The 17,254-nt window shown below is 71.4% G+C and carries 18 protein-coding genes and 1 other RNA gene; 12 read left to right on the forward strand and 7 right to left on the reverse strand.

Annotated elements, in window-relative coordinates; genetic code table 11:
* The first annotated feature begins 56 nt into the window (after positions 1-56).
* From EI982_RS11295 to EI982_RS11335, 9 genes are all read left to right on the forward strand, one after another.
* Positions 57-329, forward strand: a complete 273-nt coding sequence (locus EI982_RS11295; RefSeq protein ID WP_157689804.1) for an eL43 family ribosomal protein — start codon at positions 57-59, stop codon at positions 327-329.
* Positions 329-463 (forward strand): DNA-directed RNA polymerase subunit P, encoded by a 135-nt coding sequence (locus EI982_RS11300; RefSeq protein ID WP_114448489.1) that lies wholly within the window; start codon positions 329-331, stop codon positions 461-463. Before EI982_RS11295 ends, EI982_RS11300 begins: the two co-directional genes overlap by 1 nt.
* A gap of 4 nt (positions 464-467) precedes the next feature.
* Positions 468-743, forward strand: a complete 276-nt coding sequence (locus EI982_RS11305) for a KEOPS complex subunit Pcc1 (RefSeq protein WP_157689805.1) — start codon at positions 468-470, stop codon at positions 741-743.
* A 69-nt stretch (positions 744-812) separates the two neighbouring features.
* A complete protein-coding gene (locus tag EI982_RS11310) occupies positions 813-1,202 on the forward strand; it encodes a prefoldin subunit beta (protein WP_157689806.1) in 390 nt (129 codons plus the stop codon).
* 7 nt (positions 1,203-1,209) lie between these two features.
* Positions 1,210-1,506, forward strand: a complete 297-nt coding sequence (locus EI982_RS11315) for a DUF3194 domain-containing protein (RefSeq protein WP_157689807.1) — start codon at positions 1,210-1,212, stop codon at positions 1,504-1,506.
* Between the two features lie 96 nt (positions 1,507-1,602).
* Positions 1,603-1,800: a twin-arginine translocation signal domain-containing protein gene (locus EI982_RS11320; RefSeq protein ID WP_157689808.1), complete on the forward strand. Its 198-nt coding sequence runs from the start codon at positions 1,603-1,605 to the stop codon at positions 1,798-1,800.
* 90 nt (positions 1,801-1,890) lie between these two features.
* Positions 1,891-3,510: an Hvo_1808 family surface protein gene (locus EI982_RS11325; protein WP_157689809.1), complete on the forward strand. Its 1,620-nt coding sequence runs from the start codon at positions 1,891-1,893 to the stop codon at positions 3,508-3,510.
* Between the two features lie 129 nt (positions 3,511-3,639).
* A complete protein-coding gene (locus tag EI982_RS11330; RefSeq protein ID WP_157689810.1) occupies positions 3,640-5,049 on the forward strand; it encodes an Hvo_1808 family surface protein in 1,410 nt (469 codons plus the stop codon).
* A gap of 70 nt (positions 5,050-5,119) precedes the next feature.
* The gene (locus EI982_RS11335) at positions 5,120-6,271 is read left to right on the forward strand and encodes a nicotinate phosphoribosyltransferase (RefSeq protein ID WP_157689811.1); all 1,152 of its coding nucleotides are present in this window, start codon (positions 5,120-5,122) and stop codon (positions 6,269-6,271) included.
* Here EI982_RS11335 and EI982_RS11340 read toward each other — a convergent pair.
* A complete protein-coding gene (locus EI982_RS11340) occupies positions 6,268-6,870 on the reverse strand; it encodes a TIGR00296 family protein (protein ID WP_157689812.1) in 603 nt (200 codons plus the stop codon). The genes EI982_RS11335 and EI982_RS11340 overlap by 4 nt on opposite strands.
* Positions 6,871-7,058: 188 nt before the next feature.
* On the opposite strand from EI982_RS11340, the gene rnpB reads away from it, so the two are divergent.
* Positions 7,059-7,494: RNase P RNA component (gene rnpB, locus EI982_RS11345), an RNA gene on the forward strand.
* On the opposite strand, the gene EI982_RS11350 is transcribed toward rnpB, so the two are convergent.
* Entirely contained in the window at positions 7,489-8,256 is a 768-nt protein-coding gene (locus EI982_RS11350; RefSeq protein WP_157689813.1) for a glycerophosphodiester phosphodiesterase, read from the reverse strand. The two genes, rnpB and EI982_RS11350, sit on opposite strands and share 6 nt — an antisense overlap.
* Positions 8,253-9,350 (reverse strand): aminopeptidase, encoded by a 1,098-nt coding sequence (locus tag EI982_RS11355; protein WP_157689814.1) that lies wholly within the window; start codon positions 9,348-9,350, stop codon positions 8,253-8,255. Before EI982_RS11355 ends, EI982_RS11350 begins: the two co-directional genes overlap by 4 nt.
* An 84-nt stretch (positions 9,351-9,434) precedes the next feature.
* Here EI982_RS11355 and gnd point away from each other — a divergent pair, with 84 nt between their 5' ends.
* The gene (gnd, locus tag EI982_RS11360) at positions 9,435-10,331 is read left to right on the forward strand and encodes a phosphogluconate dehydrogenase (NAD(+)-dependent, decarboxylating) (protein WP_157689815.1); all 897 of its coding nucleotides are present in this window, start codon (positions 9,435-9,437) and stop codon (positions 10,329-10,331) included.
* A 58-nt stretch (positions 10,332-10,389) separates the two neighbouring features.
* A complete protein-coding gene (locus EI982_RS18930) occupies positions 10,390-10,986 on the forward strand; it encodes a 2Fe-2S iron-sulfur cluster-binding protein (RefSeq protein WP_157689816.1) in 597 nt (198 codons plus the stop codon).
* Here EI982_RS18930 and EI982_RS11370 read toward each other — a convergent pair.
* The 4 genes from EI982_RS11370 to EI982_RS11385 form a co-directional block, all read right to left on the reverse strand.
* Positions 10,983-12,857 (reverse strand): receiver/sensor box histidine kinase, encoded by a 1,875-nt coding sequence (locus EI982_RS11370; protein WP_157689817.1) that lies wholly within the window; start codon positions 12,855-12,857, stop codon positions 10,983-10,985. The two genes, EI982_RS18930 and EI982_RS11370, sit on opposite strands and share 4 nt — an antisense overlap.
* Positions 12,858-12,906: 49 nt before the next feature.
* A complete protein-coding gene (locus EI982_RS11375) occupies positions 12,907-13,647 on the reverse strand; it encodes a bacteriorhodopsin (RefSeq protein WP_157689818.1) in 741 nt (246 codons plus the stop codon).
* Positions 13,644-15,971: a methyl-accepting chemotaxis protein gene (locus EI982_RS11380; protein WP_157689819.1), complete on the reverse strand. Its 2,328-nt coding sequence runs from the start codon at positions 15,969-15,971 to the stop codon at positions 13,644-13,646. The genes EI982_RS11375 and EI982_RS11380 overlap by 4 nt, the downstream gene beginning before the upstream one ends.
* A gap of 108 nt (positions 15,972-16,079) precedes the next feature.
* Entirely contained in the window at positions 16,080-17,183 is a 1,104-nt protein-coding gene (locus EI982_RS11385) for a DoxX family protein (RefSeq protein ID WP_157689820.1), read from the reverse strand.
* Positions 17,184-17,254: the final 71 nt, after the last annotated feature.

Here is a 17,254-nt window from a genome sequence, read left to right on the forward strand (position 1 = left end):
GACGCCGTCGCCGACTCGCAGGGTTTATCCCTTCCGTGCCGGTATTGGGCGGTACTATGGCCGAAAACAAGGCACGCAGTACCGGGAGCGCGGGCCGGTTCGGCGCGCGCTACGGGCGCGTCGCCCGCCGCCGGGTCAAGGAGATCGAAGGCGAGATGCAGAACGCGACCCTCGACGGCGACAGCGTCACCCGGATCGGGACGGGCGTCTGGAAGAACGAGGAGACGGGCGAGACGTTCACCGGCGGCGCGTACCGGCCGGAGACGCCCGGCGGACGCACGGTGAAGCGATCGATCCGCGCCGCGCTCGCGACCGACGACGAGGAGTAATGAGCTACAAGTGTTCCCGGTGTAAGCGCGACGTCGAACTCGACGAGTACGGCGGGGTCCGGTGTCCGTACTGCGGACACCGCGTGCTCCTGAAGGAGCGCGCCCCGACGATCAAGGAAGTCGACGTCGAGTAACCCCGTGGCGGCCGAGTCCACGGACGACGCGCCACACCGTCTCTCCCTGCAGTTCGACTACGATACGGAGCGGCGCGCGCGGGTCGTCGAGCGGGCGGTTCGCGTCGAGGTGGGCGAGATCGACGACGCCCGCTCGACGGCCCGGGTCGGGCGGACGGGACGGACCGTCGAGGTGCGGATCGGCGCCGCGGACCTCGTCGCCCTCCGGGCGGGGGCGAACACCTGGCGGCGACTGCTGTCGGTGGCGGAGCAGGTGGCCGAGACCGCCCCACGTCGGTAGGTTGGGGGGCCGACGTCGCCGCGGCCGGGAATACGGGGCTTTTTCACTCCGGATCCCGACGATTCGCCCATGCAAGGAAATCTGCCGCCGGAAGCCCAGGAGAAACTCGAGGAACTGCAGGATCTCCAGGAGACGGCCCAGCAGGTCGCAGCTCAGAAACAGCAGGCCGAGACCCAGCTCAACGAGTCCGAGACGGCGCTCGACGCCCTCGACGACATCGAGGAGGACACCGTCATGTACCGAGAGGTCGGCGAACTGCTCGTCGAGACGGAGTACGGCTCGGCCCGCGACGACCTGGAGGAGAAAGTCGAGAACCTCGAGGTCCGCGTCGAGCAGCTGAGCAAGCAGGAGGAGCGCGTCCGCGATCAGTTCGAGTCGCTCCAGCAGGAGCTCCAGCAGATGCTGCAGGGTGGCGCGGGCGGCGGTCCGATGGGTCCGGGCGGCGCCGGCGGCGCCTGAGGACGCCGTGGTCGACACCGATTCGAACGGGTCGTCGTCCGAGCCGGACGACGAGACGGTCGTGCGGACGGCCGCCGAGGCCGCCGAGGGGGTCGTGTTCGCCAACTACCGACAGTCCGCGGTCCGCGATCTGGACGTGACGGTGACCTTCGAGGAGGGCGTCCTCGAGGTCGACGTGTATCTGAACGCGCCGGACGCCGAGGCGGACCCCGACGCGGTCGCGGACGAGGCCGCGCGCGCGGCCCGGGCCGCCGTCGACGACCTGTTCGGCGTCGACGACGAACCGACCGACGACGCGGCGTAAATCCGATTGGATTCCCGTTAATCGTCGGTAAAGTGGCGTTAACGTCCGCGCCCCATTAACATCCGAGCGTCCACAGCGCCGGGTGGAGTGTTCGACATGCACGAGACGACCCGACGGACGTTCCTCCGGAGTAGCGCAGCGGCCGCTGCGCCGGCGGTCGTGCCGACTATGGGCGCCGCGGACGGGGCGTGGACCGACGAGAAGACGGCGGTCGACGTCGCGCTGTACGACGTAGAGACGACCGTCGAGGGTGCGTACGCCGTCGGCGGGAGCGGGTACGTCCTCGAACGGTAAGCCCGTTCCGCGCGGAGGCGGCGCGCTCGGGCGGGTGGCACCTCTCGACCGGCGGGCAAGGTACTTCCGTACCGCTTCCTAACGGGGGGTATGCGAAAGCGGGTATCCGTCGGTCTCGCGGTACTGATCGTGCTGGCGTCGGTCGTTCCGGCAGTCGGGGCGGCCGGGCCGCCGGCCGCCGTCGACGCCGGGACCGACGGTGACGAGATGGTCCCCCAGCGTGCGGACCCCGACGAGGACGTCGTCGGCTGGGAGGGCGGGTACTGGCACAACGAATCCATCGACGTCGACCAGTCCGACGGGCTCTCGGACGAGGAGATAGACGCGTACGTGAACCGGGCGATGGCCCGCGTCGAGTACATCCGCGAGCGGGAGTTCGAGTCCGACGTCCCCGTCGAAGTCATCTCGCGTGAGGAGTTCCAGCAACGCTCCTCGGAGAACCGGACGAGCAACGCCTCGTTCGACGCCTGGAACGATCAGGTGTGGGAGGCGCTGTTCATCATCGGCGAGGACCAGGGGGCGAACGACGCCCTCCAGACGGCATCGGGGCAGTCGACCGCGGGCTTCTACGCGCCGGGCGACGACCGCATCCGGATCATCACCGACTCGCCGGGGAGCCCGACCATCGACAACGCGACGCTGGTTCACGAACTCGTCCACGCGCTCCAGGACCAGAGCGGCGACCTGGGCGAGCGGATCGGTAGCACCGAGACCCAGGACGGCGACCTGGCGGTCGACGGCGTCGTCGAGGGCGAGGCCAACTACGTCGAGAAGCGATACACCGAGCGGTGCGGGGTCGAGTGGGAGTGTGTCGACACGCCGAGCGACGACTCGGAGCCGGGAGAGCCGCCGAACCTCGGCATCCTCCTGACCCTGCTCCAACCCTACTCCGACGGTCCGGTGTACATCGACTGGCTCCGCGAGCAGGGCGGGTGGGACGCCGTCGACGCCGCCTTCGAGGACCCGCCGGAGTCCAGCGAGCAGATCATCCACCTGACCGACGAGGAGCCGACGCCCATCGAGTACGAGGACCGCGCCCGGAACGGCTGGGAGACGTTCCCCAACCAGGGTGAGAACGGCTCCGATACCGTCGGCGAGGCGTCGATGTACGTGATGTTCTGGTACCAGGCGCGGACGGCCCGCGCCGACACGGTGCCGGTCCGGTCGGTCTCACGGACCACCGACCCCCTCGATATGTACAACTACGACGCGGCGCCGTCGGCGGGGTGGGGGAACGACCGGGTGTTCCCGTACCACCGGGGGAGCGGTGACGACGCCCGGCACGGGTACGTCTGGGTGACGGAGTGGGACACCCCCGAGGACGCCTCGCAGTTCGCCCGGGCCTACCGCGCCATCCTCGCCGCCCACGACGTGGAGCGGCGCGACGACGGGACGCTGGTGATCCCTGACGGCGAGTTCGAGGACGCCTTCCGGATCGACCGGTCGGGCACGCGCGTCACCATCGTCAACGGGCCGACGCCCGAGGCGGTCGAGAACATCCGCCCGAGCGCCGACGACGGCGGGAGCGACGGCGGCGCGTCGAGCGGAACGACGGCGAGCGCCGGCGGCGACGGAGGCGCGGACGGCAGCGACGCCGAACCGACCGACGAGGGCGGCACGACCGGGCTCGAAGCGGCCGGCTTCGGGGCGCTCTCGGCCCTGATCGCAGTGCTCGCCGCCGCGCTGGTGGCCCTCCGGCGACGGGACTGATACCCCGATTATGTGAGTCCGTACCGGTGATTCGCCGGACTGTCCTGGCGAACCACCGGGAAACAGTTACAATACTCCGTCCGAGACCGACGGCACCCTTTTCACGCGGCGACGCCGAGGGCCGACGAGATGCGCTCCGCCGCCCTCGTGGCCGCGTTCCTGCTCGTCCTCGCCGGCTGTGGCGGAGCGGCGAACGGGCCGGCGACGCCGACGGCCGAGCCGACCGTCGAACCGACGGCGACAGCGGTGCCGACGGCGACCACCGCGTCGACACCCCACGACGGGTACGCCGACCCCGAGACGGACCGTCTGGGGTGGGAGGCGGGCCGCTGGTACGACGAGCCCCTGTCGGTGAACGCCTCGAACGGCCTGAACCGGAGCGAGCGGCGGGCCGTCGTCGCGCGGACGATGGCCCGGGTCGAACGCCTCCGGGGACTGGAGTTCGAGTCGTCCGTGCCGGTAACGGTGGTCGACCGGGAGACCTACCGCGGGCGGGAGGACGTGAACGCGACGGCGTTCGACGAGGTGACCTGGGAGGCGCTCCTCCTCGTCGGGGAGGACCGGTCGGTCGAGACGGTTTTCGAGTCGTTCTACGGGGCGTCGGTCCAGGGGTCGTACCGCCCGTCCGAGGACCGCATCGTGGTCGTGAGCGACGCGGCGCGGCCGACGATCGATCGCCGGACGCTGGCGCACGAACTCGTCCACGCGCTCCAGGACCAACACTTCGGCCTCGACGGGTGGGCGGAGGGCACCACGCGCGACGCGCGGCTGGCACGTCAGGGGCTGATCGAGGGCGACGCGGGTTACGTCGCGGACCTGTACGAGCGGCGGTGTGCGTCGAACTGGACCTGCGTGCCGCGGCCGTCGAGCGGGCCGGGGGCGAGCCTCGACGGCGACGCCGGCGTCTACGTCGCTTCCTACCAGCCGTACAGCGACGGGCCGGCGTTGGTCCACCGGCTCCGGGAGCGCGGCGGGTGGGCGGCGGTAGACGCCGCCTACGCGGCCCCGCCGACGAGCACGACGGCGGTGATCCACCCCGATCGGTATCCGGACTGGTCGCCGCGAGCGGTGCGGGTTCCGGAGCGGTCGGCCGGGAACTGGTCGCGCTTCGACCGCTCGCCGCCGGGGACGACGGTCGGCGAGGCGTCGCTCTTCGCGACGGTGTGGGCGAACGGGGGCGTCGAGACGTTCCACCTGCAGCGACCGAGCCGACCCCACCGGACGTACAACTACACCCATCCCACGACCGCGGGGTGGGTCGGCGACCGACTCGTCCCCTACCGGAGCGCGGACGGGCGGACGGGCTACGTCCTCCGGACGGAGTGGGAGACGGCGGGCGACGCCGCCGCGTTCGCCACCGCGTACCGCTCCCTCCTGCGGGAGCGCCGGGGCGCCGAGCGTCGCGGCGAGGACGTCCTGGTGGTGCCGGCGGGACCCTACGCCGACGCGTTCCGCGTAACCCGCGACGGGCGGACGGTCACGGTGGTGAACGCGCCGACGGCCGGGACGCTCGATGCCGTCCACGCCCGCGCAGACTGAAGAGGAATCCTCTTCGATACGGTCGACCGAACGAACGGGTTTTTCACCGGGGGGACCGAAGCCGACGGGTATGGAACCGTTCGACATCGTCGGCCCCGAGGCGATCAGCGACGGGACGGCGACCGACGCCTACTTCCTGCGGACGGAGACGACGCTGCGACACGCCGACCGGAACCCGACGGTCGTCGCGGAGGTGACGGCCGATCAGTTCCCCGACGGCGAGTTCGAACTGCTCGCGGGCGTGAAGGACGCGGCGGCGTTGCTGGAGGGACTGAGCGTCGACGTCGACGCGATGCGCGAGGGGCGCCTGTTCGACGGCGGTCCGGTCCTCCGGATCGAGGGGCCATACCTGTCGTTCGCGCGGTTCGAGACGTCGCTGCTCGGCCTGCTCTCGCACGCGAGCGGCATCGCGACGGCGGCCCTGGAGGCCCGGCGGGCGGCGCCGGCGTCGACGGTTCTCTCGTTCGGCGCGCGACACGTCCATCCCTCGATCGCGGCGGTCGTCGAGCGGAGCGCGTTGCTCGGCGGCCTCGACGGCATCTCCCACGTCGCCGCCGGCGAGGTGGTGGGTCGGGAGGCCGGGGGGACGATGCCCCACGCCCTGCTGATCTGTTTCGGCCGAGGGAACCAGGAATCCGGGTGGCGGACGTTCGACGAGGCGGTCGGCCCCGAGGTGCCGCGCGTGGCGCTGTGTGACACCTACAGCGACGAAGTGGACGAGGTGTTGCGTGCCGTCGAGGCGCTGGGCGAGGACCTCGACAGCGTCCGACTCGACACGACGGGGTCGCGCCGGGGCGACTTCCGGCACATCCTCCGGGAGGTGCGCTGGGAACTCGACGCGCGGGGTCACGCGGACGTGGACCTGTTCGTGAGCGGCGGGCTGGGGCCCGCGGCGCTCCGCGAGCTCCGCGACGTCGCCGACGGGTTCGGCGTCGGCGGCCACGTCTCCAACGCCGACCCGGTGGACTTCGCGCTCGACATCGTCGAGGTCGACGGGGAACCGGCGGCGAAGCGGGGGAAGCTCTCGGGGACGAAACAGGTGTACCGAACGCCCGAGGGCGGCCACCACGTCGCCCTCGCGGAGCGGGCGGGGCCGTCGGAGGGGGAGCCGTTGCTCGAACCGCTACTTCGGGACGGGGAGGTCGTCCGGGAGTTCGACCTCGACGCCGCGGCGGAGCGGGCGCTGGCGGACGCGGAGCGTGTCGGGTTCCGGACGGCCTAGAGCTGTTCGACGCTGCCGCCCTCGGGGCGCTCGCGGAAGACCTGGCCCTCGAAGAGCGTGATCATGGCGTCGTCGTCCTGCCAGGCGAGCGGCGAGAGGCCGGCTTTCCGGCAGGCGTGGGTGAGGAACTGTTCTTCGTTCCAGTCGTTCTCGACCGGAAGGGTGGGGTACATCCAGGCGTGTTGGCCGTCGATGTCGATGGCGATGCCGTGTGTCCCGAGTTCGAGGTCGGCGATCGGATCGTTCGTGAGGACGTGGTTACAGACGACACAGATGGAGATGTTGAGGGTCTGGAGTTCGGGGGGTTCGATCTCGGAGCCACAGGAGTCGTCCGAGGCGGCCGTGATGGCCGCATCGACGATGGCGTGACCGAGTTGGTCGTTGCCGCGATAGGCGCCGGCACACCCTCGGAGCCGTCCCCGGCCGCGAGTCGAGGTGATCCGGACGAACGCCCCGGTGCGCGCGTAGAACGCGTCGCGCATGCTCCCGGGCTGCTCTCGCTGGCCCTGGAGTACGTACGCTTCGACGGCCTCGCGAGCCAGTTCCACCGCTCGGGCGCCATCCTCGTAAGAAAGGCGGACCATCTGCGCCTCTGACATACCCTACACCTCGCTCCGAACCGACTTGAACCCTTCCTTTCCACCGGGGACGACCGTGATGAATTTTGACCGACGGGTCGATGGCGGCGTCCGGAGTAGGCGGACGTTACCGAGACTGGCGCGAGAGCCCCGGACGCCGTCACGGTCCGACCGAACGGCTTATTCGAGCGGCGGGAGTAGGTGAACGTGGCAGAGAGAGCCCGGCCCCCGTGTGCGAACACGAGGAAAGTCCCCCCACCGTCCGGACGGGTGACCGGGCGCAAGCCCGGAGTCGGAGACGGCTGGCTCTGGAACAGAAACGAGACCACTCGGCCCGACCGATGAGGTGTGCGAACCCGAGCGCGAGCGAGGGGAGTTGACCCACCGAGGGTAGCGTGATCGCGAAGGGACCACGGAGCTGCGAGCGGCGTCCGCCGCGCGCCTTCGAGGCGCTTCGCGTCTCGCCGACGGCGTGCGGTTCCACCGGACGCCCTACGGGACCCGTCGGGTCCCGCGACGGCCGAGAACGGATGGAACGGCGAATCCCCACCGGTGCAAGTCCGCCTCGTCAAGGTAGTCCGGACGCGGAGGTGGACGCTCAGCCGAATGCCGGGACGAACAGAAGGGGGCTTACTCCTCTCAGCCGCTCGATTCCTCCAGCCACCGCTCCAGCCCCGGATAGTCGGCGACCAGCCCGTCGGCGCCGGCCCGCACTGCGTCCCGCGCCTCGACCCACGTCCGCACCGTCCAGGCGTTGATCGTCCGGCCGGCGTCGCGGGTGGCCGCGACGGCGTCGGGGTCGGCCGCCCGGAGCGCCGCGAGCGAGGGGTGGATCGCGTCGGCGTCGTGGCGCGCCGCGAGTTCGCGACCGGTCCCGAACTCCCGACAGATCGGCGCCAGTTCGACGTCCGCCGTCCGCTCGCGGACGGCCGCGAGCGCTCCCTCGGAGAACGAGGAGAGGAGGACGTGCCGGTCGTCGAGCGCCGAAAGCACCCGATCGACGAACGGCTGCCAGCGCTCGCGGGCGGCCGCGCGCTTGGCGAACGGGAGCGCCCCCCGACGGACCGTCGCCGCCCGCGGCCGCTTGAGTTCGACGTTGAGCGGTGCGTCCGTCTCGGCGAGCAGGCGGTCGAGGGACGGGACCGTCTCGCCGCTCGCCAGCACCCCCGCGGCCGTCACCGTCGACGGGTGGAGGTTCCGGACCGCGCCCGCGCCGTCGGTGATTCCGCGACTCCCGTCGCCGTCGTCGAGTCGGTCGTCGTGGAAGACGACCGGCGTGCCGTCGGCGCAGGCGACGACGTCGACCTCGACGAGGGCGGCCCGGTCGGCGGCCGCCCGGACGGCGCCGACGGTGTTCTCCGGGTTGACGCCGGCGAACCCGCGGTGGGCGACGACGGTCGGCGTCACGTGCGCTCAGTGCCCTCCTCCCACACGAAGCGGCCGTCGCGCTGGATCGGCTCGCCGTCGACCAGGAGCCGCGACCCCTCGCCCATCCGGGTGATGAGGTCGACGTGGATCGCACTCTCCGTCCCCGCCTCCCCGTCGGGCAGGCAGGCGTCGTAGGCGCGGCCGAGGGCGAGGTGGACGGTGCCCGCCATCTTCTCGTCGAAGAGGACGTTGTCCGTGGGGCGCGTGATGCCGCGGTTCATGCCGATCCCGAGCTCTCCCAGTCGCTTCGCGCCGGCGTCGGTGGCGAGGCAGTCGGCGAGCGCGGCCTCGCCGGTCGCCGCCGAGAACTCGACCACCTCGCCGTCGGCGAAGACGAGGTGGGCGTCGCGGACGCGGGCCCCCTCGACGGTGACGGGCACGTCGAAGGTCACCTCCCCCTCGGCGGACGCGGGCGCGGTGAACACCTCCCCGCTGGGGAGGTTGTGGGAGTCGTAGGCGACGCTCGCGGCGCTGTTGACGGCGGTGCGGCCGGCGACGGGGAGCGTGACGTCCGTGCCGTCCGCGACGATGCGGACCTCGTCGGCGTCGTCGAGACGTGCTTTCACCCGTCCCATCTCGTCGGCGAGAGCCGCCCAGTCGCGGAGGACGGCGTCGTAGACGAACTCGCGGTAGGCCTCGTAGGACATCCCGGCGGCCTGGGCGAGCGAACGGGTGGGGTGGACCGTCGACACCCAGTCGGTCGCCAGACGCGCCTCGCGGACGTCACTCCGGGCGCGGGCGTGGGCGTTCCGCACGTCGCCGGGGACGTCGGCGGTCGCCGCGGTGTTCCGGCCGCCGCGAAGCGAGAGGGTGACGTCGGCGCGCTCGTAGAGGGCGCGCTCGGCGTCGGCGGGGGCGAAGTCGCCGTCGTGGGCGCGGAGGTAGGCGCGAGTTACCTCGTCGGAGCCGTAGGTGGCGAGCAGGTTCGCGCCCCGGTCGCCGAGGGCGGCGGCGACGGCGACGGCGAGGTCGTGGGCTCCCTCCTCGACGCGCACGACCACGTCGTCGCCGGGGTCGACTCGGGCGCTCCAGTCGACGAGCGTCTCGGCGTGAGCGCGGATGCGGTCGTCCATGGGAAGGGATGGCCGCGGGGGAGCAAAAGGGCGGCGAGGGCGGAGACCGCAACCACTACCTCCCGGCGTCCGGGAAGGAGGGATATGCAACTGGGCGTCATCGGGCTGGGACGGATGGGACGGATCGTCGTCGATCGAGTGCTCGCGGCCGGCCACGAGGTCGTCGCGTTCGACATCGACGAGGAAGCGGTGGCGTCGGCCGCCGAGGCCGGTGCGGAGCCGGCCGACTCGATCGTCGACCTCGCGGACCGCCTCGGCGACGGGAAGCGGATCTGGCTGATGGTACCCGCGGGCGATCCGGTGGACGCCGCCCTCGACGAACTCGAACCGCGGCTGTCGGACGCGGACGTGGTCGTCGACGGTGGCAACTCCCACTTCGAGGATTCGGTCCGGCGAGCGGAGACGACCGACGCCGCCTACCTCGACTGCGGGACGAGCGGCGGGCCCGCCGGCGCCGAGTTGGGGTTCTCGCTCATGATCGGCGGCCCCGAGTGGGCCTACGACGAACTGGTTCCGGTCTTCGACGCCGTCGCCACCGGCCCGGACGGCCACGACCGGATGGGGCCGGCCGGCTCGGGTCACTACGTGAAGATGGTCCACAACGGCGTCGAGTACGCGCTGATGCAGGCCTACGGCGAGGGGTTCGAACTGCTCCACGAGGGCCGGTACGACCTGGACCTGGAGGCGGTCGCGCGGACCTGGAACAACGGCGCGGTGATCCGCTCGTGGCTGCTGGAACTCTGCGAGGAGGCGTTCCGCGAGGAGGGCACCGACTTGGACGATGTGGCCGACCACGTCGCCGGGGGGTCGACGGGGACGTGGACGGTCCGGGAGGCACTGGAGCGGGAGGTGCCGGTCCCGCTGATCCACGGGGCGCTCGCCGAGCGGTTCGGCTCGCGCCGGGACCGGTTCTCGCGGCGCCTGGCCAACCGCCTGCGCTACGGGTTCGGCCGCCACGAGGTCGCGCGACGCGAGGAGTGACTCCCGGGTGGCGACGGGGATCACAATTCCCTTAACCCCCGCATCCATACCGCCAGCCATGGTCGAGGTAAATCTGGTGGGGCTGGGTATCGGCGCAGCCCTCACGCTCACGGCCGTTGCCCTCCATCTCTCGAAGGGGACGGGGTGGACCTCCACGACGGACATCAGTCAGGAGGTACTCGAACGGCGGGCCGAGTCGGTGCCCGAGACCGACTTCCCCGAGCCCATGAACCGGGCCATCGGCGCCGGCGGCGGCGGGGCCGTCGCGGCGGGCGCGGTCGCGGGCGAAGAGGAAGGGGCCGAACTCGAAGGCGGCGAGGCGGCCGAGGAGTCCGGGCCGTGGGACGTGCCCGACGACGAGGCCGAGACCTTCGAGATCGAGTTCACCAAGGAGGGCGACACCATCGAGGTGGCCGAAAACGAGACCGTCCTCGAGGCCGGCGAGGACGCGGGCTGGGACATGCCCTACGCCTGTCGACAGGGACAGTGTGTCTCGTGTGCCGGACAGATCACCTCCGGCGGCAACGCCGAGGACTACGTCGTTCACGACGACCAGCAGATGCTCGACGACAACGAACTCGGCGACGGCTACACGCTGACCTGCGTGGCCTACCCGAAGGACGACTTCACCATCGAGACCGGCGAGGCGCCCTAGGCCGACACGACGTCGACGCCCTCGATCTCGAACCGAGCGCCGTCCGCCTCGCCGAGGCCGACGGTCCACCCGTGTTCCTGTGCGATCCGTTCGACGATGGCCAGCCCCAGGCCCGTCCCCCCGTCGTCGGTGGTGAACCCCACCTCGAAGACGTCATCGCCGACGTCGTCGTCGATTCCCGGCCCGTCGTCGGCGACGTAGAGCCCCCGGTCGTCCGCGAGGAGGCCGACGGTGACGGTCACGCCGGCGTCGGTCGCGCCGTGTGCCACGCAGTTGCCGAGGAGGTTCTCCAGCAGGCGGCGGAACGCGGCCTCGTCGGCGCGGATCGTCGCGTCGTCGGCGACGAGCGTTTCGTCGTCGTCGGTCGCGAGGGACTCCCAGCACGCCGCGACCGCCGACCGCAGGGAGAGGGGTTCGGGGGAGAGCGTGTCGGCGCCGCGGGCGAGCGTCAGCAGTTCCTCGATGAGGTCGAACCCGCGGTCGAGCGACCGGGCGGCGCGGGCGAGGTCCGCGTCGTCGCCGTACCGCTCGCGGGCGAGTTCGAGCGAGCCGTCGACGACCGAGAGTGGCGTCCGGAGGTCGTGTGAGACGACGCTGGCGAAGTCGGTCAGCCGCTCGTTCTGCCGTTCGAGCTCACGGGTGCGGTCGAGGAGCGTCAGCGCCGTGCCGGCGTTGGCGGCGAACACCTCCGCGAGGTGGACGTCGGCGGCGTCGAAGGCGCCGGCCTCCGTGCTCCCGACGCTCAACACGCCGTGGTCGCCGATGGGGACGAACATCGCCGCGCGGACGCCGGACCGGTCGTAGCCGTCGTCGACGGTCCGCACGTCGTCGTAGACGAGCGTCTCGTCGTCGGCGAAGGCGCGCCCGGCGGTCCCCTCGCCGACCGCGTAATGTGGCCGCTCGCCGAGCGTCGCCGCGGCCTCGTCGGTGATCGCGACCGGCGGGAGTTCGGCCCCGTCGTCGTCGACGAGACGGACCAGGTTCCGCGGGTAGCCGAGGACGTCGCGCACCGCGTCGACGACGGTCTCCGCCACCTCGGTCCGGTCCGCGGCGCGGACGAGCGACCGCGTCACGTCGTGGAGACGCTCCAGCGTCCGTTCCCGCCGTTTGTTCTCCGTGATGTCGACGTAGAGGCCGAGCGTCCCGATCACCTCGCCGTCGGCGTTCACCCGCGGGCTGGCGCGAAACAGCGTCTCGACGTGATTGCCGTCCGCGGCGATCAGCGTCCGCTCCTGGTGACCGAAGGTGCCCTCGCGCCCGCGGTCGAACCCCTCGACGGCGTCGGGCATCGACGACTGGGCGTAGAGATCCCAGATCGATCGACCGAACACCGCGTCGGGGTCGTAGCCGAGTCGGTCGAGAAAGCGGTCGTTGCAGTCCGCGACGACGGGTTCGCCGTTCACGTCCCGGAAGACCACGTACATCACCGGCGCGTCCTCGAAGAGTCGGCGGTACTGGGCGTCCCGGTCGGGTGCGGCTCGATCGGGCCCCGCGCCCTCGACCGCGTCGCGGAGGCGGTCCGCGAGTCGGTCGGGGCCGCGTCGCTTCGGGACGTAGTCGGTGACGCCGGCGGCGATGGCGTCGCTGGCGATCCCCTCGTCGCCCGCGTCGGTGTAGAGCACCACCGGAAGGTCGGGACGGCGCTCCCGGACGGCGTCGAGCAGTCCGAGCCCGTCCGTCCCGGGGAGGTCGTACTCGCTCACCAGGCAGTCGACCGGCGGGGAGGGCGCGTCGTCGAGGGTGGCGAGCGCGTCGGCGGCGGCGGTGGCCGTCCGGACCGACAACCGGGGATCGGCCCGATCCAGGCGGTCGGCGACCGTCGCCGGCGCGTCGTCGACGTAGAGGATCGAAATCGGGGACTCGGTCGTCATGTTGGTGGGAGGGTGTGTGGGCGGGGTAACCCTGCCGGTTGCGGGCCGATCAGTCGGTGGTTTCGGCGTCGGACGCGTCGCCGCCGTCGGTCGCGACGGGGTCGGCGCCGGTCGCCCCGCGGGCGGCGTCGGCGAGGGCGTCCATGCCGTCGACCGCCAGCACGACGAACGCCGCCTTGCTGATCAGATCGAGGTAGGCGATCACCAGCATCGTCATGTCGCGGGTGAGCAGCCCGACGCCGGAGGGTGCGAGCACCCAGACGAGCGGGTAGAGCGTCCAGAGCGCGATGGTCAGGTTCCGGAGGGTGACGAAGAGGGTGCGCGCCCGCTCGTTCGTGAACGACGCCAGGCGCGGGATGCGCACGTAGAGTTCGTACACCAGCACGCCGAAGGCGGCGAGGCCGCCGGCGAAGGCCAGCCAGCGGATCCGGCCGGGGATGGCGACGGCCACCGCGCCGAGGACGAGCAGGGTGATGTCGGCGACGAGCAGGCGACCGAGCGACCCGCGCCCCGTGTTCCCGAGCATCGCGAGGAAGAGGAGGATGAGGGGGGTCGTGATCAGCCAGTCGACGTAGCGGGGCAGGGAGACGATCCGTCCGGAGACGGCGACGTCGCCGATCCCGAGCGACATCAGGGTGTACGCGACGGCCGCGACGCCGGTGACGCCGGCGAGCACGAGGTAATGGTCGCGGCGTTCGGGGTCGTTGGTGAGACCCCACAACGGCGCCAGGGTGCCGAGGATCATGCCGATGGCGCCGAGGGTCGCCCAGGTCGAGACGGAGGAGATCATCGGCGACCCCCCTCCTCGTAGCCGCCGTCACCGAGCGCGTTCGACCGCCCGCCGGCGGCCGACGGCTCGGGGTCCGCGCCCGCGTCGTCGACCTCGAAGTCGGCGAGCTGTTCGCGCAGGCGCGCGGCCCGGCGGGTCAGCTCGTCGGCCGCGTCGTCGACCTCGGTGAGGGTCCGCTCCTGCCGGCTGGCGGTGTCGGTCACGCCGGTGGCCTCCTCGGCGGTCTGCTTGCTGATCGCCGCCACCTCGTCGAGGCTCTCGACGACCCGCTCGGTGGAGTCGGCCTGGCCGTCGGTGGCGTCGGCGATGCCCTGGATGCTGGTGTCGATCTCCTCGACGTAGTCGGCGATCTGTTCGAGCGCGTCGATGGCGCCCTCGACGGTCTCGACGCCCTCGGCGACGCGCTGTCCGGTCTCCTGGGTGCCGGAGACGACGTCCTCGGTCCGCTCGCGGACCGACTCGATCCGGGCTTCGATCTCGCTTGCGGACTCCTTGGTCTCCTCGGCGAGGTTCTTCACCTCGTCGGCGACGACGGCGAAGCCGTCGGCGTCGCCCGCCTCGCCGTTGGCGTGGGCGGCCTCGATGGAGGCGTTGAGGGCGAGCAGGTTCGTCTGCTCGGCGATGTCGGAGATGACGTCGACGATCTCGCCGATCTCGGCCATCTCCTCGTTGAGCGCCTCGACCTCCGTCTGGGTCGCCTCGGTCGTCTCCTCGATCCCGTCGAGTTCTTCGACGGCGGCCTCGGCGGCGGCGCGGCCGTCCGCGCCCGCCTCGGCCGCGTGCTCGGAGGTATCCGCGACCGTGTCGACGGTGGCGGCGATCTCCTCGGCGCTGGCCGACAGGTCGTTCACCTCGCCGGTCATGTCCTGGAGGCTCTCGGTCTGGGTGCGCGCCCCGTCGGCGATCTCCGCGACCGACTCGTTGACCTCCTCGCTCGCGGCCTTGACCTCGGCGGCGTTGCTGTCGACCGCCTCGGCGGCGTTGGCGACCTCCGTGCCGAAGGTCTTGACCTCGTGGATCGTCGACTCGATCGAGGAGACCATATCGTTGAACGCGACGCCGATGGTGGCCATCGCCTCGTTGGAGTCGTTCACGTCGATCCGGCGGGTGAGGTCGCCGTCGGCCACGTCCTGCATCACCTCACCGTAGGTCTCGGCGGTGCGTTCGAGGCGCTCGCTGGTGCGAGTCGCCTCGGCGCGGGCCGCTTCGGCCTCGGCGCGGGCCGCCTCCGCCTCGTCGAGGGCCTCCTCGACCTCGGCGATGCGCTCCCGGAGGGAGTCACGCATCTGGTCGAACGACCAGTAGAGCTGCCCGATCTCGTCGGTCCGGCCGGTCGTCAGGTCGACGTCGAGGTCGCCGGTCGCCATCGCCTCGGCCTTGTCCGCCAGTCGCCGCAGGGACAGCGAGGTCCGGCTCCCGACGGTGACACCGATCAGGGACAGGGAGATGACGGCCACGAGGATGAGGCCGAGGATCCCCGAGACGACGCCCCGCTGGACGGCGAAGGCCGCGTCGGCGGGCTGGGAGACGACGACCGACCAGTCGGTGGTCTCCATCGGCGCGGCGGCGACGGCCTGCCCGTCGGTCTCCGCGAAGGTCGCGCCCGCGAAGGCCCCGTCGGGGACGAACGTCGACGTCTCGCCGACGTCCGAACCGATCAGCGCCGTGTCCGGGTGGGCGATGATCGTGCCGTCCTCGCCGACGACGACCGTCTCGGTTCCGTCGTCAGCGGTGGCGAACCCCCCCACCTGCCGTTCGAAGTTGACCATGTAGACCAGCAGTCGGTCCGACCGTCCGTCGACGGGCGTCGCGACGGCGACGGTCGTGAAGTCGACGACATCGGGGCGGAAGGGGTCAGTGACCAGCACGTCGTCGGCGCCCTCGAAGGCGACGCCCTCCTGCGCGAAGGGCGCGCCCTGGGCGCGGGCGTCGACGCCGACGAGGTCGTCGTCGGAACTCGTCACGATGGTGCCGGAGGTGGCGTCGACGTAGTGGACCGCCACGACCCCCGGCGGCGCCCGATCCTCGCTGGCCAGTTCGTCGAGCCGCGACTCGACGGCCGCCCGGTCGTCGCTCCGGAGCGCCGGGTGGTCCGAGGCCACCCGCGCCTGTGTCGTCAGCCCGGTGAGCCACGTGTCGAGCTGTGCCGACCGCTGTTCCGTCCGCTCCGTCATGTGTTGCTGGACGTCGTCGCGTAACTGTGCCGACGCATCGGCGCTCACCACACCGCCGACCGCGACCGTCAACAGCAGCGCCGCGACGAGGGCGGCTACCAGCTTGAGCCCGTACCGCTCTCGTATGCGATTCAGAAGGGGAATGCCCATGCCTGCTACGTCGTTGAGAATAGATTATAATAACCGCACCCCTCCAAGTACAACATCTGATAATCGGTGGACGTATCGGGCCACCGCGGCGGCGGAGGGCGTCCCCGGTCAGTCGGCCGGCGTCGTCACTTCGGGGTCGTCCGGGGGGGAACGGCCGAACCGCGTCCGGAGCACGGGGATCACCGAGCGGTCGAGTGCGACGGGCCCGCTCCCGGTGATCAGGAGCGCCGAGGTGAGGCCGAAGAGGGTGACGTGGGCGAGCACCGGGTCGTCCGGGAGGCCGAAGAGCGTGGTCGTGAGGATGAGGAAGCCGGCGCCGGCGGCGCTCCGGGTGAAGGTGCCGGTGAGGATACAGAGGCCGACGACGAGTTCGCCGAGGCCGGCGCCGAACACCCACATCTCGGGAGCGACCGGGAGGACCGCCGTGAGGTCGTACTTCTCGACGACCTGGAGCGCCCGGCCCGGGTCGAGCCACTTCTCGGTCACGCCGAGGTACGCGAAGTTGAACCCGAGGAAGATCCGGATGAACAGGGGCGCGGCGGACTTCTCGACACCGGCCCTGGAGAGGAGGTCCGGAACGGTCGGTGTGTCGCGAAACCGGCTCATTATCGTGCCGTCGGTGAGAACCAGCCGGCGCAGGAGGAGGTCCGCGCTCGGCTGGCCGGGACCGACGACGAGGATGCCGAGGAAGCCGGCGACGTACTCGGAGGCGAGCAGGAGCGTGGGGAAATGCGTCGCTAGGCCGACGAGGTAGGTGACGAGGCCGGCGGCGGCCGCCAGCCGCGTCGCGAACCCGAACAGGAGGAGGAACGCGAGGGTGATCTGGACGAGTCGCACCTCGACGGTGACGACGGGCGAGAAGAAATAGCCGCCGAAGCCGGCGCCCATGAGCGGGAGGCCGGTGGCGAGACGCAACAGCCAGCCGAGGTACGGCTGGTACGAGCGGAGCGTACGCCGGATCACCGTCACGTCCCGCAGGTGGTCGCCGTACCGGAGCCACCCCGCCGTCGCGACGACGACGCCGACGCCGCCGCCGCCGAGGAGCGCGAGGTGAAGCGGATCCGAGAGGACGGTAGTGAGGAACTCGACGACCGTGGGCCCGTCGTCGCCCCCCTCCGTGACGTAGTCGACGTGTGCCCTGACGGGACGCGTGGCGACGAGCAGTGCCACGAGTAGTCCCGGCACGACGCGGCGGTTCCAGTCGCTGTTCATGCGCCAACCGAGGCTACCGTCGCTGATAAACACTCGGCTCGGTGCAGTACCCGCGCTATCGTCGCGTTCGA

The sequence above is a fragment of the Haloplanus salinarum genome, assembly GCF_009762275.1.
Taxonomy (GTDB): domain Archaea; phylum Halobacteriota; class Halobacteria; order Halobacteriales; family Haloferacaceae; genus Haloplanus; species Haloplanus salinarum.

Coding starts and splice junctions, on each gene's coding strand:
- EI982_RS11310 (WP_157689806.1), top strand. CDS start 813: ATGCAAGGAAATCTGCCGCCGGAAGCCCAGGAGAAACTCGAGGAACTG.
- EI982_RS11295 (WP_157689804.1), top strand. CDS start 57: ATGGCCGAAAACAAGGCACGCAGTACCGGGAGCGCGGGCCGGTTCGGC.
- EI982_RS18930 (WP_157689816.1), top strand. CDS start 10,390: ATGGTCGAGGTAAATCTGGTGGGGCTGGGTATCGGCGCAGCCCTCACG.
- gnd (WP_157689815.1), top strand. CDS start 9,435: ATGCAACTGGGCGTCATCGGGCTGGGACGGATGGGACGGATCGTCGTC.
- EI982_RS11375 (WP_157689818.1), bottom strand. CDS start 13,647: ATGATCTCCTCCGTCTCGACCTGGGCGACCCTCGGCGCCATCGGCATG.
- EI982_RS11340 (WP_157689812.1), bottom strand. CDS start 6,870: ATGTCAGAGGCGCAGATGGTCCGCCTTTCTTACGAGGATGGCGCCCGA.
- EI982_RS11320 (WP_157689808.1), top strand. CDS start 1,603: ATGCACGAGACGACCCGACGGACGTTCCTCCGGAGTAGCGCAGCGGCC.
- EI982_RS11330 (WP_157689810.1), top strand. CDS start 3,640: ATGCGCTCCGCCGCCCTCGTGGCCGCGTTCCTGCTCGTCCTCGCCGGC.
- EI982_RS11370 (WP_157689817.1), bottom strand. CDS start 12,857: ATGACGACCGAGTCCCCGATTTCGATCCTCTACGTCGACGACGCGCCG.
- EI982_RS11300 (WP_114448489.1), top strand. CDS start 329: ATGAGCTACAAGTGTTCCCGGTGTAAGCGCGACGTCGAACTCGACGAG.
- EI982_RS11380 (WP_157689819.1), bottom strand. CDS start 15,971: ATGGGCATTCCCCTTCTGAATCGCATACGAGAGCGGTACGGGCTCAAG.
- EI982_RS11325 (WP_157689809.1), top strand. CDS start 1,891: ATGCGAAAGCGGGTATCCGTCGGTCTCGCGGTACTGATCGTGCTGGCG.
- EI982_RS11385 (WP_157689820.1), bottom strand. CDS start 17,183: ATGAACAGCGACTGGAACCGCCGCGTCGTGCCGGGACTACTCGTGGCA.
- EI982_RS11335 (WP_157689811.1), top strand. CDS start 5,120: ATGGAACCGTTCGACATCGTCGGCCCCGAGGCGATCAGCGACGGGACG.
- EI982_RS11355 (WP_157689814.1), bottom strand. CDS start 9,350: ATGGACGACCGCATCCGCGCTCACGCCGAGACGCTCGTCGACTGGAGC.